At 71.6% G+C, this 25,206-nt stretch carries 11 protein-coding genes; 7 read left to right on the plus strand and 4 right to left on the minus strand.

All coding sequences use genetic code 11. The features are described 5' to 3' along the window. From AC07FV_RS34440 to AC07FV_RS34470, 7 genes are all read left to right on the plus strand, one after another. Positions 1-9,954 (plus strand): non-ribosomal peptide synthetase (locus AC07FV_RS34440; RefSeq protein ID WP_479091665.1); only part of this gene is annotated, 9,954 nt, incomplete at its 5' end. A gap of 63 nt (positions 9,955-10,017) precedes the next feature. Further along, on the plus strand, positions 10,018-10,842 hold the full coding sequence (locus AC07FV_RS34445; RefSeq protein ID WP_479091667.1) for an alpha/beta fold hydrolase: 825 nt from the start codon (positions 10,018-10,020) through the stop codon (positions 10,840-10,842). Positions 10,843-10,917: 75 nt separating this feature from the next. Beyond that, on the plus strand, positions 10,918-11,859 hold the full coding sequence (locus AC07FV_RS34450) for a TauD/TfdA family dioxygenase (protein WP_479091669.1): 942 nt from the start codon (positions 10,918-10,920) through the stop codon (positions 11,857-11,859). Positions 11,860-11,984: 125 nt separating this feature from the next. Continuing rightward, positions 11,985-13,139, plus strand: a complete 1,155-nt coding sequence (gene hppD / locus AC07FV_RS34455; RefSeq protein ID WP_479091671.1) for a 4-hydroxyphenylpyruvate dioxygenase — start codon at positions 11,985-11,987, stop codon at positions 13,137-13,139. 107 nt (positions 13,140-13,246) lie between these two features. Next, on the plus strand, positions 13,247-14,365 hold the full coding sequence (locus tag AC07FV_RS34460; protein ID WP_479091683.1) for an alpha-hydroxy acid oxidase: 1,119 nt from the start codon (positions 13,247-13,249) through the stop codon (positions 14,363-14,365). Then, a complete protein-coding gene (locus AC07FV_RS34465) occupies positions 14,356-15,768 on the plus strand; it encodes an aminotransferase-like domain-containing protein (protein WP_479091673.1) in 1,413 nt (470 codons plus the stop codon). Before AC07FV_RS34460 ends, AC07FV_RS34465 begins: the two co-directional genes overlap by 10 nt. Before the next feature lie 51 nt (positions 15,769-15,819). Next, positions 15,820-16,929 carry a prephenate dehydrogenase gene (locus tag AC07FV_RS34470; RefSeq protein WP_479091675.1) on the plus strand — a complete coding sequence of 370 codons (1,110 nt, stop codon included), beginning with the start codon at positions 15,820-15,822 and terminating at the stop codon, positions 16,927-16,929. A 154-nt stretch (positions 16,930-17,083) separates the two neighbouring features. Here AC07FV_RS34470 and AC07FV_RS34475 read toward each other — a convergent pair whose 3' ends face one another. The 4 genes from AC07FV_RS34475 to AC07FV_RS34490 all read right to left on the minus strand — a co-directional run. Then, positions 17,084-18,091, minus strand: a complete 1,008-nt coding sequence (locus tag AC07FV_RS34475; protein WP_479091677.1) for an ArsR/SmtB family transcription factor — start codon at positions 18,089-18,091, stop codon at positions 17,084-17,086. Positions 18,092-18,453: 362 nt separating this feature from the next. Beyond that, positions 18,454-19,263 carry an ABC transporter gene (locus tag AC07FV_RS34480; RefSeq protein WP_479091679.1) on the minus strand — a complete coding sequence of 270 codons (810 nt, stop codon included), beginning with the start codon at positions 19,261-19,263 and terminating at the stop codon, positions 18,454-18,456. A gap of 3 nt (positions 19,264-19,266) precedes the next feature. Continuing rightward, positions 19,267-20,232, minus strand: a complete 966-nt coding sequence (locus AC07FV_RS34485; protein WP_356612913.1) for an ABC transporter ATP-binding protein — start codon at positions 20,230-20,232, stop codon at positions 19,267-19,269. A gap of 275 nt (positions 20,233-20,507) precedes the next feature. After that, the coding region (locus AC07FV_RS34490) for an amino acid adenylation domain-containing protein (protein WP_479091681.1) at positions 20,508-25,206 on the minus strand (4,699 nt) is incomplete at its 5' end.

A 25,206-nucleotide genomic window follows, 5' to 3' on the forward strand; every position in this document is an offset into this window, starting at 1 on the left:
TACACCACGGGCGAGCCGGTCCCGGCGGAGGAGCTGCGGGCCCATCTTGCCCAGTCGTTGCCGGCGTACATGGTGCCGTCCGCGTTCGTGACGCTCGACGCACTCCCGCTGACCGCGAACGGCAAACTCGACCGCAAGGCCCTGCCCACCCCGCGGTTCGACGGTGTGGAGGCGTCGGGGCGTGGTCCGCGCGATGACCGGGAGGAGGTCCTCTGCCATCTCTTCGCGGACGTCCTGGGTCTGGAGCGGGTCGGTATCGACGACAGCTTCTTCGATCTGGGCGGCCACTCCCTGCTCGCCACCCGCCTCGTCGCCCGCATCCGCACCACCCTCGACGCCGAAGTCCCGGTACGCGCCCTCTTCGACACCCCGTCCGTCGCGGGGCTCGCCCGAGCCCTTGCCGACGCAGGCCACGCGAGGGCGGCTCTAACGGCTCAGCCGCGTCCGGAGCGGGTGCCGTTGTCGCCGGCCCAGCAGGGACAGTGGTTCCTGCACAAGCTCGAAGGCCCCAACGCCACCTACAACATCCCCATCGCCCTGCGCCTGACCGGCACCCTCGACCAGGACGCCCTGCGCGCCGCCCTCACCGACGTCAGCGCACGCCATGAGGCTCTGCGCACCGTCTACGCGGAGGACGAGCACGGCGCCCACCAGGTCATCCTCACTCCGGGCCAGGCCACTCCCCTCTTCGAGGTGCGCGCTGTCACGAGCGAGGGCCTCGTGGACGCGCTGGCCGACGCGGCCGGGCACGCCTTCGACCTGACCCGTGACCTGCCGCTGCGCACCACTCTGTTCCGTCTCGGTGAGACCGAGCACGTCCTGCTGCTCCTGGTCCACCACATCGCCGCCGACGAGGGCTCCTTCGCGCCCCTCGCCCGGGACCTGACCACGGCGTACGCGGAACGGGTTGCCGGACGTGAGCCGTCCTGGGCCCCGCTGCCGGTGCAGTACGCCGACCACACCCTGTGGCAGCGTGACGTCCTGGGCACCGAGGACGACCCCGACTCCGTCCTGAGCAAGCAGCTCGCCTACTGGACGCAGAACCTGGCCGGCCTCCCGGCCGAGCTGGACCTGCCCACCGACCGGCCCCGGCCCGCCACCCCGTCCCACCAGGGCGGCACCGTCACCTTCACCATCCCCGCCGACCTGCGCGAACGCATCGAGACACTGGCCCGGCAGGAACAGGCCAGCACCTTCATGGTCCTCCAGGCCGCCCTCGCCGTACTCCTCTCCCGGCTGGGTGCGGGTACGGACATTCCGATCGGCTCGCCCATCGCCGGACGCACCGACGACGCCGTCGAAGACCTGGTCGGCTTCTTCGTCAACACCCTCGTCCTGCGCACCGACCTCACCGGCAACCCCACCTTCACCGAGCTTCTGGCACGCGTCCGGGAAACCGACCTCGCCGCCTACGCCCACCAGGACATCCCCTTCGAACGCCTCGTCGAGGCCCTCAACCCCGAGCGCTCCGCCAACCGGCACCCCCTCTTCCAGGTCCGCCTCGTCGTGCAGAACGCGGACCCCCGGTCCTCCGCGGGGGCCGCGCTGGCGCTTCCGGGGCTCACGGTCTCCACGGAGGCGACCTCCGACGAGGGCGCGAAGTTCGACCTGCTGCTCCGCCTGTACGACGCGGACTCGGGCCTCGGCGGCGTGCTGGAGTACAGCGCGGATCTCTATGACGCGGCCACTGCGGAGTCCCTCGCCCAGCGCTTCGTGCGCGTGCTGCGCGGCGCCGTCACCGAGCCCGAGCGGCCTGTCGGCCGGATCGATGTACTGGACGGTGCCGAGCGCGGCCGTCTGCTGGAGACCTGGAACGCCACCGCACGGGACGTCGATCCGGCAAGTGTGGTCGAGCTGTTCGCGGCCCAGGTCGCCCGTACCCCCGACGCCGAGGCGCTGCTCTTCGAGGAGACCACCCTCACGTACGCGGAGCTGGACCAGCGCAGCAACCGCCTCGCTCGTCTGCTGGCCGAGTACGGCGTGGGCCCCGAGCGGTTCGTCGCGGTGGCCCTCCCCCGTTCCGTGGAACTCATCGTGAGCCTCCTCGCCGTGCTCAAGGCCGGAGGCGCCTATCTGCCCCTGGACCTCGACCAGCCGGCGGAGCGGGTCCGTTACATGGTCGAGGACGCCGCCCCCTTGCTGATCCTCACCGACGAGCGGTCGTCCGGCCTCGTGGCGGAGACCCCCGACCGCAAGGTGCTCGTGTGGGACGCCGAAGAGACCAGGAGGGCACTGGCCGAGGCATCGGGTGACGCGCTCGGTTCCCTCGGCGGGACGGCGACGGGCGGGTCACGCCCCGGTGGGTTGCCCCTGCCGAACGACCCCGCGTACGTCATCTACACCTCGGGCTCGACGGGCCGCCCCAAGGGAGTCGTCGTCGAGCACCGTTCGGTGGGGGCCTACCTCCAGCGCGCGCGGCAGGTCTACCAGGATGCCGCCGGTACGGCCCTGCTCCACTCCCGCATCGCCTTCGACCTGACCGTGACCGCGTTGTACACCCCGCTGGTCTCGGGCGGGCGGGTCCGCCTGGCCGACCTCAAGGACGAGTCGGGCGGCGCGGACACCTCCGCCCGGCCGACCTTCATGAAGGCCACGCCGAGTCACCTGGCGCTGCTGGGCTCCCTCCCGGACACCGTCTCGCCGACCGGCACGCTCATCCTCGGGGGTGAGCAGCTGCTCGGCGAGAACCTGGCCGAGTGGCGCGCACGGCACCCCGACGTGACGGTCGTCAACGCCTACGGCCCGACCGAGGCCACCGTCAACTGCACCGACTACACACTCGAACCGGGTGCTCCGACGCCGTCGGGACCGGTGCCGATCGGGCGACCGTTCTGGAACACCCGGGCCTACGTCCTGGACGCGCACCTGCAACCCGTACCGGTCGGCGTCCCGGGCGAGCTCTACATCGCCGGCACCGGCCTGGCGCGCGGTTACCTGGGGCGCCCGGACATGACCGCCGAACGGTTCGTGGCCGACCCGTTCGACGCGAGCGGCTCCGGCTCCCGCATGTACCGCACCGGCGACCTCGCCCTGTGGGGCAAGGACGGACAGCTGCGGTACGTGGGCCGCGCCGACCAGCAGGTCAAGCTGCGCGGCTACCGACTGGAGCTGGGTGAGATCGAATCGGTGCTGGTGGGCACGGCCGGCGTGCACCAGGCGGCGGTGGTCCTCGCGGAGGACGGCTCGGGGGACAAGCGTCTCGTCGCCTACGTCGTCCCGGGCACCGGCCGACAGTCCGCCCCGACCGCGGCGACCCTGCGCGCGCACCTCGCGGAGAGCCTGCCCGACTACATGGTGCCGTCCGCGTTCGTCCTGCTCGACGCACTGCCGCTGACCGCGAACGGGAAGCTGGACCGCGGCGCGCTCCCGGTACCGATGGAGGAGCGCGAGCCCACCGCTCCCGTCCAGAAGGCCCACAACCCGTGGGAAGAGGTCCTCGGCCGACTGTTCGCCGACGTGCTCGGTGTCGAGGAGGTCGGCCGGGAGGACGACTTCTTCGAGTTGGGCGGACACTCACTGCTCGCCATCCGGCTGCTGGCACGCGCTCGTTCGGCGCTCGGTATGACGCTGTCGGTGCGCGACATGTTCGACAACCCGACGGTCGCCGGCCTCGCCAGGCTGATGACGGTCGCCGGCCGGACGGGCCGTCCGGTGGTGGCGCGGGCGGTGCGTCCGGAGCGGGTGCCGTTGTCGTACGCGCAGCAGCGGCTGTGGTTCCTGCACCAGTTCGAGCCCGGCAGCGCCCTCTACAACATCCCCGTCGCCCTGCGCCTGACCGGCGCCCTCGACCACGACGCCCTGCGCGCCGCCCTGGCCGACGTCACCGCACGCCACGAGGCCCTGCGCACCCTCTACGCGGATGACGAGCACGGTGCCCATCAGGTCATCCTCACCCCCGACCGGGCCACCCCGAACGTCGAGGTACGGGACGTCACCGAGGACCGGCTCGCCGGCGAGCTGGCCGACGCCGTGGGCCAGGGCTTCGACCTCACCCGCGACCTGCCCCTGCGCACCACCCTCTTCCGCCTCGACGCGACCGAGCACGTCCTGCTGCTGGTCGTGCACCACATCGCCGCCGACGGCTGGTCGCTGACCCCGCTCGCCCGGGACCTCACCACCGCCTACACAGCCCGAGTGGCCGGACGCGAACCGTCCTGGACACCGCTGCCGGTCCAGTACGCCGACCACACCCTGTGGCAACGCGACGTCCTGGGCACCGAGGACGACCCCGACTCCGTCCTGAGCACGCAACTCGCCTACTGGACGCAGACCCTGTCGGGTCTCCCGGCCGAGCTGGACCTGCCCACCGACCGACCCCGGCCCGCGACCCCGTCCCACCAGGGCGGCACCGTCACCTTCACCATTCCCGCCGAACTCCACACCCGCATCACGCAGTTGGCCCGGCAGGAACAGGCCAGCACCTTCATGGTCCTCCAGGCCGCACTGGCCGTACTCCTGTCACGACTGGGAGCGGGCACCGACATCCCGATCGGCTCGCCCATCGCGGGGCGGACGGACGACGCGGTCGAGGACCTGGTCGGGTTCTTCGTCAACACCCTCGTCCTGCGCACCGACCTGAGCGGCAACCCCACCTTCACGGAGCTTCTGGCACGCGTCAGGGAAACCGACCTCGCCGCATACGCACACCAGGACATCCCCTTCGAACGCCTCGTCGAAGCCGTCAACCCCGAGCGTTCCACCAGCCGCCATCCCCTCTTCCAGACCATGCTCTCCCTCCAGAACGTCGACCCGGCAGCCGTCGCGACCGCCGGTCGGTTCCCCGGTCTGACGGCGCGCCCGGTGGACGCCGAGGGGGCGGTGTCGAAGTTCGACCTGCTGCTCGCCATGCAGGAACTCGAAGCCCCGGACGGTGGTCGATCAGGCGGCGTGCGTGCCGTGCTGGAGTTCAGCGCGGACCTCTTCGACCAGGAGAGTGCCGAGCTGCTCAGCCGCCGGTTCGTGCAGATCCTCGACGCCGTCCTCACCGCACCGGACACCCGGATCGGCCACACCCCGGTCCTCGACACCGACGAACAGCACACCCTCCTCACCCGCTGGGCCAACGGCACCACCACACCCACCACCGACGACCACGACCTCGTCCACCGCCTCCGCACCCACGCCACCCACACCCCCGACGCACCCGCCGTCATCCACGACGACACCACCACCTCCTACGCCGACCTCGACGCCCGCAGCGACCGACTCGCCCGACACCTGGTCCAGGCCGGAATGGGCCCGGAACGGTACGCGGCGGTGATGCTGCCGCGAACGACCGACCTGGTCACGGTGCTGCTGGCAGTACTGAAGACGGGTGGTGCGTATCTGCCGTTGGATGCCGACTTCCCCGTGGAGCGGCTGGCGTTCATGCGCGAGGAGACCCGGCCCGTCCTGGTCATCGACGAGGAGTGGCTGGAGGGGGCGTGGGAGCGTGAGCCGGCTGCGGGGACATCGCTGCCTGCTTCGGTCGATCCTGCGCTGGCCGCGTACGTGCTGTACACCTCGGGGTCGACGGGCCGTCCCAAGGGTGTGGTCGTCTCGCGCGGTGCGCTGGCGAACCTCCTCACCGACATGCGGGGGCGCATCCCGCTCACCGGCGAGGACCGGCTGCTGGCGGTCACGACCGTCGGATTCGACATCGCCGGACTGGAGCTGTTCGCACCGCTGACGGCGGGCGCGGCTGTGGTCGTGGCTCCGTCAGGTGTGGTGCACGAGCCCGAGCAGCTGCGTGCGCTGCTCATGGACGAGCGGGTCACCGTCATGCAGGCCACGCCCAGTCTGTGGCGGTCGGTGACCACAGACGCGGACGCCGCCGCCGCGCTCGCCGGTGTGCGAGTCCTCGCCGGTGGTGAAGCGCTGCCCGCCGACCTCGCCGACCGGCTCACCGAGGTGGCCGCTCAGGTCACCAACGTCTACGGGCCCACCGAGACGACGATCTGGTCCACCGCGACCACCCTCACCACGGGTGCGCCGGTGACCATCGGACAGCCGCTGGCCAACACCCGCGTCTACGTCCTCGACGACCACCTCCAGCCCGTCCCAGCAGGTGTCCCGGGTGAGCTGTACATCGCGGGTGAGGGTGTGGCCCGTGGATACCAGTCGCGCCCGGGTCTGACCGCTGAGCGTTTCGTCGCCGACCTGTACGGTCCGGCGGGGACGCGGATGTACCGCACCGGCGACGTGGTCCGCTGGACCCCCGACGGCCACCTCACCTACCTGCGCCGCGCCGACGACCAGGTCAAGGTCCGCGGCCACCGCATCGAACTCGGCGAGATCGAGGCACTTCTCACCACCCACCCGGCGATCGCACGTGCAGCGGTCATCGTCCGCGACGAACGACTCATCGCCTACACCACCGGCGAGACGGTCTCCTCACAGGAACTGCGCCGACACCTCGCGCAGTCGCTGCCCGCCTACATGGTGCCGTCCGCGTTCGTCGCGCTCGACGCACTGCCGCTGACCGCGAACGGCAAACTCGACCGCAAGGCCCTCCCCGACCCCGACTGGGACGGCGTGCACGCGTCGGCGCGCGGACCCCGTACCCCGCACGAGGAAGTCCTCTGCCACCTCTTCGCGGACGTCCTGGGCCTGGAGCGGGTCGGCATCGACGACAGCTTCTTCGACCTGGGCGGTCACTCGTTGCTGGCGACGCGGCTGGTGTCGCGTATCCGTACGGCTCTCGGAGTGGAGCTGTCGGTGCGCGCCCTGTTCGAAGCACCCTCCGTCGTGGGCCTGGCCCACGCCCTCGCGGGCGCAGGTGAGGCGAGGACGGCTGTCACCGCTCGGCGGCGTCCGGAGCGGGTGCCGTTGTCGTACGCGCAGCAGCGGCTGTGGTTCCTGCACCAGTTCGAGCCCGGCAGCGCCCTCTACAACATCCCCGTAGCCCTGCGCCTGACCGGCACCCTCGACCACGACGCCCTGCGCGCAGCCCTCACCGACGTCACCACACGCCACGAAGCCCTGCGCACCCTCTACGCCCAGGACGACCAAGGCGCCCACCAGATCATCCTCACCCCCGACCGGGCCACCCCCCTCTTCGAGGTACGGGACGTCACCGAAGCCGACCTCGACGCGGCCGTGGCCGCCACGGCCGCCCGGGGCTTCGACCTCACCCGCGACCTGCCCCTGCGCACCACCCTCTTCCGCCTCGACGAGACCGACCACGTCCTGCTGCTCGTCGTGCACCACATCGCCGCCGACGGCTGGTCCCTCACCCCCCTCGCCCGGGACCTCACCACCGCCTACACGGCCCGGGTGGCCGGACGCGAACCATCCTGGACACCGCTGCCGGTCCAGTACGCCGACCACACCCTGTGGCAGCGCGAGCTCCTGGGCACCGAGGACGACCCCGAAGCAGCTATCAACCGCCAACTGGCCTACTGGGAGCGGGCACTGTCGGACCTCCCGGCCGAGCTGGACCTCCCCACCGACCGGCCCCGGCCCGCCACCCCGTCCCACCAGGGCGGCACCGTCACCTTCACCATCCCCGCCGAACTCCACACCCGCATCACGCGGATGGCCCGGCAGGAACAGGCCAGCACCTTCATGGTCCTCCAGGCCGCCCTCGCCGTACTCCTCTCCCGCCTCGGCGCCGGCACCGACATCCCCATCGGCTCACCCATCGCCGGACGCACCGACGACGCCGTCGAAGACCTGGTCGGCTTCTTCGTCAACACCCTCGTCCTGCGCACCGACCTCACCGGCAACCCCACCTTCACCGAACTCCTCACCCGCGTACGCGAAACCGACCTCGCCGCCTACGCCCACCAGGACATCCCCTTCGAACGCCTCGTCGAAGCCGTCAACCCCGAACGCTCCACCAGCCGCCACCCCCTCTTCCAGACCATGCTCAATCCCAACGTGCTGACCTCGGCGGTCACGGGAACTGTGGAGTTCGGGGACCTCAAGGCGGCGCACCAGCCGAGCAGCACGGGTACGTCGCGGTACGACCTGTCGCTGTCCTATGCGGAGTTGGGCGGCGCGGCGGGCATCGACGCCGTGCTGGAGTTCAGCGCGGACCTCTTCGACCAGGAGAGTGCCGAGCTGCTCAGCCGCCGGTTCGTGCAGATCCTCGACGCCGTCCTCACCGCACCGGACACCCGGATCGGCCACACCCCGGTCCTCGACACCGACGAACAGCACACCCTCCTCACCACCTGGGTCAACGGCACCACCACACCCACCACCGACGACCACGACCTCATCCACCGCCTCCGCACCCACGCCACCCACACCCCCGACGCACCCGCCGTCGTCCACGACGACACCACCACCTCCTACGCCGACCTCGACGCCCGCAGCGACCGACTCGCCCGACACCTGGTCCAGGCCGGAATGGGCCCGGAACGGTACGCGGCGGTGATGCTGCCGCGAACGACCGACCTGGTCACGGTGCTGCTGGCAGTACTGAAGACGGGTGGTGCGTACCTGCCGCTGGACGCCGACTTCCCCGCCGACCGACTCACCTTCATGCGCGAGGAGACCCGGCCCGTCCTCGTCATCGACGAGGAGTGGCTGGACGGCGTGCGGGAGCGCGAGCCCCACCCTGTTACGCACCTGCCCGTCGACACCCGCCCCGACCAGGCCGCCTACGTCCTCTACACCTCGGGGTCGACGGGCCGCCCGAAGGGTGTGGTCATCTCGCGCGGTGCGCTGGCGAACCTCCTCACCGACATGCGGGGGCGCATCCCGCTCACCCGCGAGGACCGGCTGCTGGCGGTCACGACCGTCGGATTCGACATCGCCGGACTGGAGCTGTTCGCACCGCTGACCGCCGGCGCGGCCGTCGTCGTGGCTCCCGCGGGAGTCGTCCACGACCCCGACCAGCTGCGTGCACTCCTCACCGACGAGCAGGTCACCGTCATGCAGGCCACGCCGAGCCTGTGGCGGTCGGTGACCGCCGACGCGGACGCCGCCGCCGCGCTGGCCGGTGTGCGAGTCCTCGCCGGTGGTGAAGCACTGCCCGCCGACCTCGCCGACCGGCTCACCGAGGTGGCCGCCCAGGTCACCAACGTCTACGGGCCCACCGAGACGACGATCTGGTCCACCGCGACCACCCTCACCACGGGTGCGCCGGTGACCATCGGACAGCCGCTGGCCAACACCCGCGTCTACGTCCTCGACGACCACCTCCAGCCCGTCCCGGTGGGTGTGCCGGGCGAGCTGTACATCGCGGGCGAAGGCGTGGCCCGCGGATACCAGTCGCGCCCCGGCCTCACCGCGGAACGCTTCATCGCCGACCCCCACGGACCCGCCGGCACCCGCATGTACCGCACCGGCGACGTGGTCCGCTGGACCCCCGACGGCCACCTCACCTACCTGCGCCGCGCCGACGACCAGGTCAAGGTCCGCGGCCACCGCATCGAACTCGGCGAGATCGAGGCACTGCTCACCACCCACCCGGCAGTCGCACGTGCAGCGGTCATCGTCCGCGACGAACGACTCATCGCCTACACCACCGGCGAGACGGTCACTCCCGACGACCTCCGCGCCCACCTCGCCCGCACCCTGCCCGCCTACATGATCCCGGCTGCCTTCGTCACGCTCGACGCACTCCCGCTGACCGCGAACGGCAAACTCGACCGCAAAGCCCTCCCCGACCCCGACTGGGACGGCGTGAGCACGTCGACGCGCGGACCCCGTACCCCGCACGAGGAAGTCCTCTGCCGCATCGTCGCCGATGTCCTGGGCCTGGGACGGGTCGGCATCGACGACGACTTCTTCGACCTCGGCGGCGACAGCATCCGTTCGCTGCAACTCGTGGCGCAGGCACGGAGCGAAGGCGCCTCGTTCACCGTGCGGGACGTGTTCGAGCACAGGACCGTGGCCGTGCTGGCAGCGAACGCGCGCTTCGACGCGGCCGCTCCGGTGGTCGCCGACTTCGAGGCGGACGCGCCGCTCACCGGTCTCAGCCAGGAGGAGCTGGACCGCCTGCAAGCGGAATGGGACGCGTGAGCCCGGTCCACGCCGCGGCCCGGACGCCATCGACACCACTGACCCACGCCGGAGGAACGCCCCATGCCCATCGTGTCCGTCAACGGAATCAACCTGAACTACGACGACTCCGGTGGTCCCGGTGAGCCCGTCGTCCTGGTGATGGGATCCGGCGCCTCCGGGCGTGCCTGGCATCTGCACCAGGTGCCGGCCCTGAGGGACGCGGGCCACCGGGTCATCACGTTCGACAACCGCGGGATCCCGCCGACCGATGTCTGCGCCGAGGGGTTCACGGTGCACGACCTCGTGCGTGACCTCGCGGGCCTGATCGAACACCTCGGGCTCGGCGCGTGCCGCCTGGTGGGCACGTCCATGGGGGCGTACGTGGTGCAGGAACTGGCGCTGGCGCGGCCCGAACTGGTGCGCCAGGCGGTTCTCATGGCCACCAGGGGGCGGGTGGACGCCATGCGGCGGGCGCTGACCGCGGCGGAGATCGCGCTCTACGACTCCGGGACGACGCTGCCCCCGCGGTTCGACGCGGTGGTCCAGGCCATGCGTAACCTGTCCCCGCGTACCCTCGCGGACGACACCGCCGTCGGCGACTGGCTGGATGTCCTGGAGGCGACGTCCGGTTCCGGACCCGGGGAGCGGGTCCACATGACCCTCGATCCCGTGCCGGCGCGTCTCGATGCCTACCGGGCGATCAACGTGCCCTGTCATGTCATCGCTTTCCAGGACGACCTGGTGACGCCGCCGGGTCTGGGGCGGGAAGTCGCCGAGGCGATTCCGGGTGCCTCGTTCGAAGAGATACCCGGGTGCGGTCACTTCGGGTACCTGGAGGATCCGGACTCCGTCAACAAGAGCGTCGTGGAGTTCTTCCGTCAGGTCCCCGACATTCCGGCTCATTGAGAACCGGCACTTCCGATTCCTGTCCAGCAGCCCCGTGCGGTTATCGCGTACGGGCGAATCCCGAATCGAGATCTGATGACTCAACAGCACGACTGGCGGCCCCTCGAGATCACGCCGGAGAGCGCGGGTGTCGCGGCGACGCCCGCGGGGCTCGCCGAATTCGTGAGTGACACGGAGCGGGTCGGCGAGATGCTCGTCCGCGAGAAGGCTCTGGTTTTCCGCGGCTTCCGGGTGGACGACGGCACGCTGGATTCCGTGATGGATCCCCTGCTGCCCAACCGGCTCGCCTATGTGCACGGCAACTCGCCGCGCAGCAAGGTGGGGAGCAATGTGTACACCTCGACGGAATACCCGTCGGAGCTGACCATCTCCATGCACAACGAGCTGTCGTACGCGTACGCCTGGCCGTCGCGGCTGCTCTTCTTCGCGGCGCACGAGCCCACCACCGGTGGAGCCACGCCGGTCGTCGACGGGGTGACCTGGCTGGAGTCGCTGGCGCCCGAGGTCCGGGAGGCGTTCGCCGGGGGCGTGCGCTACACGCAGAACCTGCACGGCGGGGCCGGGCTCGGCAAGAGCTGGCAGGACACGTTCGAGACCGACGACCGGGCCGATGTAGAGGTCTTCCTCAAGGGCACGGAGGCCGAGTGGGAGTGGCTGGGGGACGGCGGTCTGCGGGTGACGCAGGTGCGGCCGTCCACGGTGCGCCACCCGGTGACGGGCGCGGAGGTGTGGTTCAACCAGTCCGACCAGTGGCATCCGGCCGCGCTCGGTGACGACATGGCCGCCGAACTCGCCCAGATCCTGCCCGAGGAGGAGCTGCCGCAGTCCGTCCGGTTCGCCGACGGCAGCCCGATCCCGGCCGAGTACGTCATCGAGGTGCGCGACAAGGGGCTCGACGCCGCGGTGGACGTCGACTGGCGCACCGGGGACCTTCTGCTGATCGACAACGTGCTGGTGGCGCACGGCCGGCGTCCGTTCACCGGGCCGCGCCGCATCCTGGTCGCGATGTCCGACTGACGCGTCCCGGGTACCGCCCCGCCCGGGCCTCCCCCGGCCTCGGCCCCGGCCCGGCGTCGTCGGCGCGCGCCGACGGCCCGTGCCTCCTGCCCGCTCCGTACCGGAAGAACAGGAATTCCGTCGCTATGACCCATGCTCCGAACACCGGCCTCGACACCGCCCTCCACGACGACGCGCCCGTGGAGGATCTCCGGCTGGACCACGTGGAACTCTACGTCGAGGACCTCGACCGCAAGGTCGCCGACTGGACCGGCGGTTACGGCTTCACCGTCGTCGGTACCGCGGGGTCCCCCGCGGAGGGATTCCGCAGCGCCGCCCTGCGTCAGGGCCGGATCCTCCTGGTGCTGACGGAGAGCACCTCGGACGAGCACCCGGCCGCCGCCTACGTCCACTCGCACGGGGACGGCGTGGCCCGCATCGCCCTGCGCGCCCCGGACGTGGCGGCGGTCTTCGACCACGCCGTGCGCAACGGTGCCCGTCCGCTGGCGCGGCCGGTGCACCACGACGGACCCGGCGTGGTCGTCACCGCGACGGTGTCCGGCTTCGGCGACGTCGTGCACTCCCTGGTGCAGCGGGCCGAGGAGGACCCCTCGGGGCTCCCCGAGGGCTTCGTACCGGTCGACGCCGCGGTGGACGGGCCGCAACCGGGAGAGGGCCGGCCCTCGGCGGACCTCCCCGGGCTCGTCGAGATCGACCACTTCGCCGTGTGCGTGAACATCGGCGAGCTGGACGACACCATCGCGTTCTACCGGCAGGCCCTGGGCTTCCGGGAGATCTTCGAGGAGCGCATCGTCGTCGGCACCCAGGCGATGCTGTCGAAGGTGGTGCAGAGCCGGTCCGGGGACATCACGTTCACGGTCATCCAGCCGGACCCGGTGGCCGACGCCGGTCAGATCGACGAGTTCCTCAAGAACCACGACGGTGCGGGCGTCCAGCACATCGCCTTCTCCAGCGACGACGCCGCCCGTTCGGTCCGCACGCTGGGCGGGGCAGGCGTGGAGTTCCTCACCACCCCGGCGACCTACTACGAACTGCTGGGCCAGCGGGTGCGGTTGCGCAAGCACGACCTCGCGGAGCTGGGCGAGCTGAACATCCTCGTCGACGAGGACCACGGCGGTCAGCTGTTCCAGATCTTCACGCGCTCGACGCACGCGCGGCGGACCCTGTTCTTCGAGGTCATCGAGCGGCTCGGCGCCGAGACGTTCGGCTCGTCCAACATCAAGGCGCTGTACGAGGCCGTGGAGCTGGAACGGCATCGGGAGAACGGCTGGTCCAGGTGACGGCCCGGAGCCTCGCGCCCACCGCGCGGCCAACGGGCACCGCGGGCACCGCGGGCACCGCGGGCGGTACGGACCGTGCGGGCGCCGCGGAGGGCCGGTCGGCCGGGGTGCCGTTGTGCCTGGACGACGTCGAGCGCGCGGCCGCCGCCGTGCTTCCGCACGGGGTCCGGGACTTCGTGGCGGGCGGCAGCGGGGCGGAGCGCACACTCGCCGACAACCGTGCCGCCCTGGACCGGATCCGGGTCGTGCCGCGGGCGCTGCGGGACGTGTCGGGGTGCGACACCGGCACGACGCTGCTGTCGCGGCGGGTCGCCATGCCGGTGGCCACCGCGCCGATCGGGTACCAGAAGCTGGTGCACCCGCGGGGGGAGCTGGCCGCGGCGGCCGCCGCGAAGGAGGCGGGTGTCCCCTTCACCGTCGGGACGCTGAGCAGCTTCCCGCTGGAGCGGGTCGCGGCGGTCGGGGCGATCACCTGGTTCCAGCTGTACTGGCTGCGGGACCGTGCCCTCTCGTTCGACCTGGTACTCAGGGCCGAGGCGGCCGGCTGCGCCGCCGTGATGCTCACGGTGGACGTGCCGTGGATGGGCCGCAGGCTGCGTGACATGAGCAACGGCTTCGCGCTGCCGGACGACGTCGTGGCCGCCAACTTCACGACGGGTACGGCGTCCGAGGCGCACCGGGCGAGTCCGGGCGGCTCGGCGCTGGCGGCGCACACGAGCACGGCGTTCGACCCGTCGTTGAGCTGGTCGGACCTGGAGGAGCTGCGGCGGCGTACCCGGCTGCCGCTCATCGTCAAGGGGCTGCTCGACCCGGCGGACGCGGCGCGGGCCGCCGAGGCCGGGGCGGACGCCGTGGTGGTCTCCAACCACGGCGGACGGCAGCTGGACGGCGCGGTGGCGAGCGCCGACGTGCTGGAAGCGGTGTGCGCCGAGGTGGCCGGGCGGTGCGAGGTGCTGCTGGACAGCGGTGTCCGCAGCGGCACCGACGTGCTGAAGGCGCTGGCCTCGGGGGCGAGCGGAGTGCTCGTCGGGCGCCCGCTGCTGTGGGGGCTGGCCGCCGGTGGCACCGAGGGGGCCCGCGGGGTGCTCGGGCTGCTGGCGGAGGAGTTCCGCGACGCCCTGGGGCTGGCGGGCTGCTCCGGGGTGGCCGAGGCACGGCGGCTTCGCGTGCTGCGCGGGGCGTCGCACGATCGTCCGGATGTCGGCGAGGGGACGGTGTGGCGGTGATCCGGGAGGCGGTGATCCGGGAGGTGGCGGAACGGACGGAGCGGGCACAGTCGATGGAGCAGGCGGAGCGGGTGGAGCAGGCGGACGACGGCGGGGCGGGGGCCGGCCGGACGGCGCAGTTGCACACCTCGGCGCTGCACGGCTCGCTCGAGGACGAGGCGCTCAGCTCGATGAACTTCCTCAACGAGATCGCGCAGCGGTTCCCGGACGCGGTGTCGTTCGCGCCCGGCCGCCCGTTCGAGGGCTTCTGGGACACCTCCCAGGTCCACGACTACCTGCGGCTTTTCGAGCGGTACCTCAGGGAGGACAAGGGGTTCGACGAGGACCAGGTCCGCCGCACCCTGCTCCAGTACGGGCGTACCAAGGGCATCGTGCACGAGCTGGTCGCCCGGCACCTGGAGGTGGACGAGGGCGTCGTGGTCGACCCCGAGGCGGTCGTGGTGACCGTCGGGTGCCAGGAGGCCATGTTCCTGGTGCTGCGGGCGTTGCGCTCCGACGAGCGGGACGTGGTCCTCACGGTGTCGCCGCGCTACGTGGGCCTGACGGGTGCGGCCGCTCTGGTCGACATGCCCGTCCTCGAGGTGGACGGCGGGCCCCGTGGCGTGGACCTGGAGAGCCTCACGGCGGTGGTGAGGGACGCGCGGGCGCGCGGGCTGCGGCCCCGGGCCTGCTACCTGGTGACGGACTTCTCCAACCCGTCGGGGGTCAGCCTCGACCTGGAGACCCGGCACGCCCTGCTGGATCTGGCGGAGCGGGAGGACCTGCTGCTGCTGGAGGACAACCCGTACGGCTATTTCAGCGCCGACGGGGTGCGGCTGCCCACGCTGAAGGCGCTCGACGAGCGGCGCAGGGTGATCTACCTGGGGTCGTTCGCGAAGACGGGTCTGCCCGGCGCCCGGATCGGTTACGTCGTCGCCGACCAGTCGGTGGCGGACGCCGGCGGTTCCGTCGGCCCGCTGGCCGACCAGCTGTCGAAGATCAAGAGCATGGTGACGGTGAACACGTCGCCGATCGCCCAGGCGGTGATCGGGGGGAAGCTCCTGGCCCACGGCTGCGACCTGTACGGCGCGAACGAGCGGGAGATCGCGGTGTACCGGGGGAACCTGGAGCGGCTGCTCGCCGGCCTGGAGCGGCACTTCCCGCCCGGCGGTGGCACCGGGGTCCGGTGGAACGTGCCGCGGGGAGGCTTCTTCCTGGTGGTGACCGTGCCGTTCGAGGCGGACGAGAAGCTGCTGGAGACCTCGGCCCGCGACTACGGGGTCCTGTGGACACCGATGTGCTATTTCAGCTCGGACCCGGCGGCGGCCCGCCAGATCCGCCTGTCCTACAGCCTGGTGACGGGCGCTCAGATCGACCTGGGGCTGGAGCGGTTCGCGGCCCTCGTCACGCAGCGACTGGGCTGACGTGGCATCGGATCGACGCCGGGCCCGCGCGGCCGGGAGTTGGGGTGTCCTATGCGTACTGCGGTCATAGTGGGGACGGGTCTGGTCGGTACGTCGGTCGCGCTGGCACTGCGGCGGCGGGGGGTCGACACCTATCTGCTCGACAGCGACCCCACGGCGACGCGTACGGCGGAGGCGCTGGGCGCGGGCCGGGCCCGGGAGCCGTCCGAGTGCGCGGACGTGGCGGTGCTGGCCGTTCCGCCCGTGCAGGTGGCGCCGGTCCTGGCGGATCTGCAGAAGCGCGGGACGGCCCGCTTCTACACGGACGTGGCCAGCGTGAAGTGCCTGCCGGGCCAGGAGGTCGAGGCGCTGGGCTGCGAGCTGACCTCGTTCGTGGGCGGGCATCCGCTGGCGGGCGGGGAGCGGTCCGGCCCCCTGGCGGCACGGGGGGACCTCTTCGAGGGCCGGCCGTGGGTGCTCGTCCCCTCGGAGCGCACCGGTGATCCGGCGCTCAACTGCGCCCTGGAACTGGTGTCCCTGTGCGGTGCCACGCCGGTGCTGCTGGACGCGGAGGCGCACGACCGTGCGGTGGCGCTCGTCTCGCACGTGCCGCATCTGGTGGCCAGCCTGACGGCGGCGCGGCTGCTGGAGGGCAGCGAGTCCGCCCTGCGGCTGGCCGGTCAGGGCTTGCGGGACGTCACCCGGACCGCGGCGGGCAGCCCCGCCCTGTGGACGGACATCCTGTCCGCGAACGCCGGCCCGGTGGCCGAGGTGCTGGAGGCGCTGGCCGCCGACGCGCTGGGCGTGGCGGAGGCGCTGCGGCGGGTCGAGCGGCAGGACGGTGCCGCGGGTGGCGGGGCGGTGGTGCTGTCCGAGCTGCTCCAGCGGGGAGTGGACGGACGGAACGGCATTCCGGGCAAACACGGGGTGCCGGACGCGCACTTCGCGGCCGTCGAGGTGTCGGTGGGCGACAGCCCGGGAGAGCTGGCGCGGCTGTTCGCGGACGCGGCCAAGGCCGGCGTGAACATCGAGGACATCGACATGGAGCACTCCTCCGACCGGCTCATGGGCCGGGCCCGGCTGGCGGTGCTGCCGGGCCGGGCCGCCGTCCTGGCGGACGAACTGCGCCTGGGCGGCTGGACGGTGCGGCTGGCGGACTGGCCGGGCGGCCAGGGGACGTAGACGCGCGCACGGACGAGTGGGGGGTGGAGACCGTTCCGTACGGCCTCCACCCCCCACTCGTCCGTGCGTCGTCACTTTCTTTCGTCCGCGTGTCGCGCCCCGGCCGTGTCTCCCGCTCACGGCCGTGCGTCGCGCTCACGCGGGGTGCGGTCGTTCAGGAGACCCGACAGGCCAGGCCGCCGTCCGCCACCTGGAGGGGCGCGGAGAGGGGTCTCTTGCGGCCGACGGCGAAGGACTGCCGCTGCCGGGGGACGCGGGTCTCCCGGCCGCCGCCCGCGTTGGCGAGGGTCATCGTTTCCGGCTGCGCGTGTGACGCCTGGAATTTCCCGTTCAGAACGGCTCTGCCGAGACCGGTGATGCGGTGGATGACCGTGTTCCGGTCACGTTCGGAACGGATCAGGCCAGCGTTGCGCAGTATGCCCGTGTGCTGGCTGACGGCCGCCGCGGAAGTGCCCACGCGGCGCGCGAGTTCACTGGTGGTACCGCCGATCAGGGTCAGCCTGAGCAGTTGGGCGCGGGTGCGTCCCATAAGCGCGTCCAACGCCTCGGCGTCCTTTCCCTGGGCCGTCCACAGGGAACGCGTCTCGGCGGGAGCGAGGCGAACGGAGAAAACGAGGACCGGCAATTCGCTGGTTCCTCCAACATTAGGCAAAAACACCGCGGGCCGTGATCCGAGGAAGATGGAAGGAGCTATCAGGAGCCCCTTTCCGTTGACCTCGATCTCGCCTTCCTCGCCCCCGGGTATTTCCAGATAGGGTCGTTTCCAGCTGATTTCCGGGTGCAGCGAATTCAGCAGGCTCTCGCCCCCCTCGGGCGCTCTGCGCATCCGCTCCTCGCGCTCGGCGCCCAGGCGCACCAGCATCTGGGGCCAGTAGGGGCCGACCGACGCGTCGGTGTACCGCTCGATCGCGGAGCGGACGTCGCCCCGTCTGAGCCCTTGCGGCAACAGCCGTTCTTCGGCCGCGGCGTTGCCCTCGCCGGCAAGCAGCCAGGTCAGGTCCGAGGTCCGGCGCAGAGCGGAGATGACGCCGAGGTCGAGCCGACCGGACCGGAGCCGGTCGGACACCTGCTCCTCCCACTCCCGGAACCCCGTCTCGCTTCTGCCGCCCATCTGGCGAACGGAGAATATCGCTTCTGAGACAGGTCCCAGAGTGGTCATCATGCGTACATTTTCGACACTCTCGCCGTTCAAACGTATCCGCTGCATCGTTCCCCCACTACGCTAGCCAGATCACGCAACCTCAGACCATATCACCCGGACCGCTCGGCTTCGCGAACGCCAAATCCGTGCGGCCAATATGCGACCGGCCCAGGGCAGTAGTTCCCAAAGTAACGCGTCCGAATCGAACACGGTAGCGCGGGTGGACCTTCAGTCGGTACTAAAGGGCCTTGCACAGGAAGAGATCTGATGATAGAGAAACGGAACGTGGCAGTCAGCGCGAATGCAGGAATGGCCTCCCGGCCCGGGCCGGGAGGCGGGAAGATGGCGGCGACTGACGGGGGAAGACAGTCGCCGCCATCGGCTCAGGCGTCCCGCCTGCGCAGGACCAGGTAGCCGGCCACCTGGGCGGCGGCCACCCACACGAGGACGACGAGGAGTGCGCCCATCCGTCCGTACGGCTCCGCGTCACCGTCCATCAGGTGCTGGCCCGCGGTGGAGGGCAGGTAGTCCATGATCTTCTTCGTGAAGTCGCTGCTGGAGAGTGCCAGCGCTCCGGGCAGTCCCGCGAGGATCATGAACACGGTCGTGAGCGTGCCCACGGCGCTGCGGATCGCGGCTCCGATACCGATGGCGAAGACGCCCATCAGCGCCACGTAGACACCGGTGCAGACGATGGTCGGCACCGCCTTGCCCAGGTCGGAGTCGGCGTACTCGAACAGCAGGGGTGCGGTGGTGACGGTCCCGACGAGCGCCAGCAGCGTCCCGACCACGAACATCACGGGTGCGGCGACGGCGGACTTGGCGAAGAGCATGCGACCGCGCACCGGCACGCACTGCAACGAGGTGCGGATGCTGCCCGTGGAGTACTCCGCCGTGATCGCCAGCATGGCGAGCGCCACGACGGCGAACTGCACCATGTTCACGGCCAGGACCATCGGGTGGGCGATGGGGATGTCGACGTTCTCACCGTCGCTGCGGTAGCTGTTCGCGATGCTGACGCCCAGCCCCGGCGCGAAGATGCCCATCAGGACGACGGAGCCGGCCAGGCACCACCAGGTGGCCCGCACCGACCAGAGCTTGGTCCACTCCGCGGCCACCGCTCCCCACGTGCCACCGCCACCCTGCTGCACGGACGCCTGGGACGCACGCGTGCTCACGGTTGTGCTTGCCATGACTCAGGCCTCGACTTCCTGCTGCTCCTGAAGGGGCACCGCGCCCACGGCGGCGGGCTTGGGCGACTTGTACTCGATGCTGTTGGCGGTCATCTCCATGTAGGCCTCCTCCAACGAGGCCTCGACGACGCGCAGTTCGTGGAGCCTGATGCCGAGCTGGTAGGCCAGGTCACCGATCGTCTCGACGGAGACCCCGGAGACGAGGATCTCGTGCTCCTCGTGGCGCTGCACCTGGAGCGACTGGGCCTCCAGGCGCCCGACCAGGTTGTCCATGCCGTCGCCGTCCGGGGTGCGCACCCGGACCGCGGTGAGCGAACTGCGCGCGATGACACGGTCGATGGTGTCGTCGGCGAGGAGCTTGCCCCGGCCGATGACCACGAGGTGGTCGGCGGTGAGTTGCATCTCACTCATCAGGTGGCTCGACACGAAGACCGTACGGCCCTCTTCGGCCAGTGAGCGCATCAGCTCGCGCACCCAGCGCACGCCGTCCGGGTCGAGGCCGTTGACGGGCTCGTCGAACAGCAGGATCTCCGGATCGCCGAGCAGGGCGCTGGCGATGCCCAGCCGCTGCCCCATGCCCAGGGAGAAGGAGCCGGAGCGCTTCTTGGCCACCTTCTCCAGACCGACGATCTCCAGGACCTCGTCCACCCGCTGACGGGAGATCCCGTTGCTGCGCGCCATGGCCAGCAGGTGGCTGTGCGCGCTCCGCCCCGGGTGCAGTGCCTTGGCGTCCAGCAGCGCGCCGACCTCACGCAGGGGGTGCTTGAGGGCCGCGTAGGGCTTGCCGTTGATCAGCGCCTCGCCCGAGGTGGGATTGTCCAGACCCATGATCATGCGCATGGTGGTGGACTTGCCGGCGCCGTTCGGGCCGAGGAAGCCGGTCACCTTCCCGGGCGCGATGTCCAGGTTCAGGCCGTCCACGGCCACGGCGGTGCCGTACTGCTTCGTCACTGCGCGCAAGGTGATCATGGCCAGTCCGTCCTCAGGGGTCCGTTCATGTCGATGACGGTACGGTCCCGGCGCTGACCTGGTCTTCCGTCCAACGACAGAGTGCCTCTACGACTTTCGACAGAGAGCGGCCGGGTGCGGTCGGCACCTTCGTCGTGCCCGTACGGGAGGGCAGCGCGGGCCGCGGGCAAGCGGAAGGGCCCGTGCGGGGTGTGTCCCGTACGGGCCCTTCCGTGCCGGCCGCGCCTACCGCCTGTGTGCCGCGCCGCCCGCGTGTGCCGGGCCGCGCGGCCCGGCTACAGCAGGTCCTCGAACTCGTCGATCTCCTCCTGGGTGATCTCCTCCAGGGCCACGTCCGACGGCGTCAGCCCACCCGCCTCCGGGGTCTCGGCGTGCCGGACCAGGGCTCGCAGCGCCTCGAACCACAGTCGGCCGAGTTCCATGACGGAGTCGTCCGCCACCAGTCGCTGGGCCCAGGTCCAGCCGGCCACCAGCCGGCCGCCCTCGGGGCCGTCGGCGGTGTGGGCGTTCAGCTCGACCACGTGCGACAGCGGAGCGGTGTCCGCCTCGCCGGCCGGGCCCGCCACCCCTCGTTCGGGGGCCCAGACGGCGTCCTCGACGCCGTCGGTCGCGAACCGCCCCAGGTAGTTGAAGCCGAGCTGGGGCCGTTGCCCGGCGGCGAGCCGCTGCCCGGTGACCGGGTTGAGGTAGCGCAGGAGGCCGTATCCCATGCCCGAGCCGGGCACGGCACGCAGCTGCTCCTTGATCCGCTTGAGTACCGTGCCCGCGGCCGGACCGCCCGCCCGGGCGTCGGCCCGGTCGTAGGCGCCGGGGGCGAGCCGTACGGGATACATGCTGGTGAACCAGCCGACGGTGCGCGACAGGTCGGCGCCCTCGACGGTCTCCTCGACCCGTCCGTGGCCCTCCAGGTCGACCAGGAACGACGTCTGCCCCTCCCGGCCGCGCCACTCGTCCAGGGCCCAGGCGAACGCCGCCAGCAGCACGTCGTTGACGCCGGCGTTGAAGACGGCGGGCACCCTGGTCAGCAGCGGGACGGTCACGTCCTCGGGCAGGACCATCTCGACCCGGCCGGCGGTACGGTGCGTGTCCTGCTTGGGGTCCAGCGGCCCCGACCCGACGAACGGCTCCGGGGTGTTCAGTGCCCGGGCCCAGAAGTCGGCCTCCGCGACGCGGTCCGGTGTCCGGGCCGCGTCCCGCAGCCGCAGGGCCCAGCGGCGCAGCGAGGTTCCCACGGGCTCGGGGCGGGGCTTCCCGCCCCGCTCCGCGGCCTCGTACGCCTCCTTCAGGTCGGGCAGCAGAATCCGCCACGACACCCCGTCGACCACCAGGTGGTTGACCACCAGCAGCAGCCTTCCGTGCTCCGCCGGCCCCCGGTCGAACCACACCGCCTGGAGCATGATCCCGTGTTCCGGGTCCAGTCGTTCCACGGCCGCCCGGGCCTCGGCCGTCCAGGTCCGCTCGAACCCGTCCGCGTCCCGACCGGCCGCCTCCACCCGACGGGTCACCGTCTCGGCTCGGATGCGTCCGGGTTCCGCGACCTCGCAGCTCAGCGCCCCGGACTCGGGGGCCTCGGACACCCGCATGCGCAGCGCGTCATGGTGGTCGAGCAGTGCCTGCACCGCCGTGAGCAGCGGTTCCAGCCGCAGTCCCGCCGGCACCCGCAGCACGGTCGACTGGTTGAAGCGGTCGATGGCACCGCCGCGTTCGCGCAGCCAGTGCATGATCGGCGTCATCGGCAGCGGCCCCACACCGGCGCCCGGCTGCTCGGCCGCCACGGCCCCGGCGCCGTCCTCCATGGCCGCGGCGAGGGCGGCCACGGTGCGGCGCTCGAAGACGTCCTTGGGCGACAGCACCAGCCCCGCCTTGCGGGCGCGGCTGACCAGCTGGATCGACATGATGCTGTCGCCGCCCAGGTCGAAGAACCCGTCGTCGACCCCGACCTCCGGCACGCCGAGCACCTCGGCGAACAGCCGGGACAGCGTCTCCTCCCGCTCGGTGCGCGGCGCACGGCCGGCCTCCGTCGTGAACTCGGGCACCGGCAGCGCCGCGCGGTCGAGCTTTCCGACGGACGTCAGCGGCAGGGCGTCCAGTTCCACGACGGCCCGCGGGACCATGTAGTCGGGCAGTGCCCCGGCCAGGTGGTCGCGGAGCGTGTCCGCACTGCCGTCCGCGGCCGGCACGACGTACGCCACGAGCCGCTTGTCCCCGGGACGGTCCTCGCGCACGACGACGGCGACCTCGGTGACGGACGGATGCGCGGCGAACGCGGCCTCGATCTCGGCCAGTTCGATGCGGAAGCCGCGGACCTTGACCTGGCTGTCCGCACGGCCGAGGAACTCCACCCGGCCGGCGCCGTTCCAGCGGACCACGTCACCGGTGCGGTACATGCGCGCGCCCGGAGCACCGAAGGGGTCGGCGACGAACCGCTCGCCCGTCTGACCGGGCCGCCCCCAGTAGCCGCGGGCCAGCCCGGCACCCGCGATGTACAGCTCGCCCCGCACGCCCACCGGCACGGGACGCAGGCGCTCGTCCAGGACGTAGTGCCGGGTGTTGTCCATGGGCCCGCCGATCGGGACACCGGCGGACGCCGCCCCGACATCGGCGGGGGTGACCACGTGGCAGGTCGAGAACGTCGTCGCCTCGGTCGGACCGTACACGTGGACGACGCGGACGCCGGGGCAGTGTTCCATCACCCTGCGCATCGCGCTCGCGGAGGCCAGGTCGCCACCCGTCCACACCTGCCGGACGTCCGCCAGGCACTCGGGGTGCTCCTGGGCGAGCACCCGGAAGAGCCCCGTCGTCAGGAACAGGGCGGTGATCCGCTGTTCCACGATGATGCGGCTCAGCGTCTCGATGTCCAGGTCGCCCGGTGGAGCGACCACGACCCGTCCGCCGCTCAGCAGGGGCGCCCACAGTTCGAACGTCGAACCGTCCCAGGCGTGCGGCGAGTGCAGCGGCACCCGGTCCACCACGCCGTCCAGCCAGCGCGAGTCCTCGGCCAGTGCCGTCACGTCGGCGTGGGTCGCGGCGACGCCCTTGGGCTCACCCGTGGACCCCGAGGTGAACATCACGTACGCGAGACGGTCGGGCTGGATGTCCAGGCCGAGGCCGAAGCGGTCCCCGCCCCCTTCCGTGGTCTCGACGGTGTCGGCGGTGTCGGCCGTCAGGAGGGGTATCGCCTGACGCACCGACTCCGCCCGGGTACGCAGCGCGCGGTCGGTGAGCAGGACCTCCGCCCCGGTGCTGTCGAGGATCCAGCGCATCCGGTCGTCCGGGTAGGCCTCGCTCAGCGGCACGTACACGCCGCCCGCCTTGGCCACCGCCAGCAGCGCCACGATCAGGTCAACGGAGCGTTCCATGAGGACGCCCGCCCGGGACTCCGGCCCCAGCCCGAGCCCGACGAGTCGGTGGGCGAGGAGGTTGGCCCGGCCGTTCAGCTCCGCGTACGTGACCTCGGCGCCCTCACAGACGACAGCCACGGCGTCCGGCGTGCGGGCGACCTGAGCCTCGAAGCGGTCCGGCAGCGAGGCACGGGTCCGCTCCCGGCCCGGGACCTCGGTCGCGTTCCACTCGACGAGCGTCCGGCGCAGTTCCTCCTCGCCCTGCACGACCGTCTCCCCCACGGGCCGGCCGACGTCCGACACCAGGGCGTCGAGCACTCGTACCGTCCGTTCGGCCAGGACACGGACGGTGTCCTCCTCGAACAGATCGGTGCTGTAGTCGATCCGTCCGGCGTACCCGTCGACCGCCTCGCCGAAGGAGAAGAGCAGGTCGAACTTGGCCGCGCCCAACGAGGCACCCACGGCCGAGACCTCCAGCCCCCGCATCCCACCGACCGCGGAGAGCGCACGCCGCTCCTCGTCGTCGTTCCAGCTGAGTGCCGTCTGGAAGAGGGGGTGGCGGCTGGTGGAGCGTTCGGGGTTGACGGCTTCCACGAGGCGTTCGAAGGGGATGTCCTGGTGGGCGTAGGCGGCGAGGTCGGTTTCGCGTACGCGGGTGAGGAGTTCGGTGAAGGTGGGGTTGCCGGTGAGGTCGGTGCGCAGGACGAGGGTGTTGACGAAGAACCCGACCAGGTCTTCGACGGCGTCGTCGGTGCGTCCGGCGATGGGTGAGCCGATGGGGATGTCGGTGCCGGCGCCGAGGCGGGAGAGGAGGACGGCGAGGGCGGCCTGGAGGACCATGAAGGTGCTGGCCTGTTCCTGCCGGGCCAGCGTCTCGATGCGTTCGCGCAGGTCGGCGGGGATGGTGAAGGTTACGGTGCCGCCCTGGTGGGACGGGGTGGCGGGCCGCGGCCGGTCGGTGGGCAGGTCCAGCTCGGCCGGGAGGCCGGCCAGGTTCTGCGTCCAGTAGGCGAGCTGCTTGCTCAGGACGGAGTCGGGGTCGTCCTCGGTGCCCAGGACGTCACGCTGCCAGAGGGTGTGGTCGGCGTACTGGACCGGGAGGGGTGCCCAGGTGGGTGCCTGGCCGGTGGTGCGGGCGCTGTAGGCGGTGGTGAGGTCCCGGGCGAGGGGGGTGAGGGACCAGCCGTCGGCGGCGATGTGGTGCACGACGAGCAGCAGGACGTGCTCGGTCGCGTCGAGGCGGAAGAGGGTGGTGCGCAGGGGCAGGTCGCGGGTGAGGTCGAAGCCCCGGGCGGCCGTGGCGGCCACGGCGGCATCGAGGTCGGCTTCGGTGACGTTTCGTACCTCGAAGAGGGGGGTGGCCCGGTCGGGGGTGAGGATGACCTGGTGCGCGCCCTGGTCGTCCTGGGCGTAGAGGGTGCGCAGGGCCTCGTGGCGTGTGGTGACGTCGGTGAGGGCTGCGCGCAGGGCGTCGTGGTCGAGGGTGCCGGTCAGGCGCAGGGCGACGGGGATGTTGTAGAGGGCGCTGCCGGGCTCGAACTGGTGCAGGAACCACAGCCGCTGCTGCGCGTACGACAACGGCACCCGCTCCGGACGCACCGCCCGCGCCACCACCGGCGTACGCGCGGACACG

This window comes from Streptomyces sp. NPDC045956, from assembly GCF_056430705.1.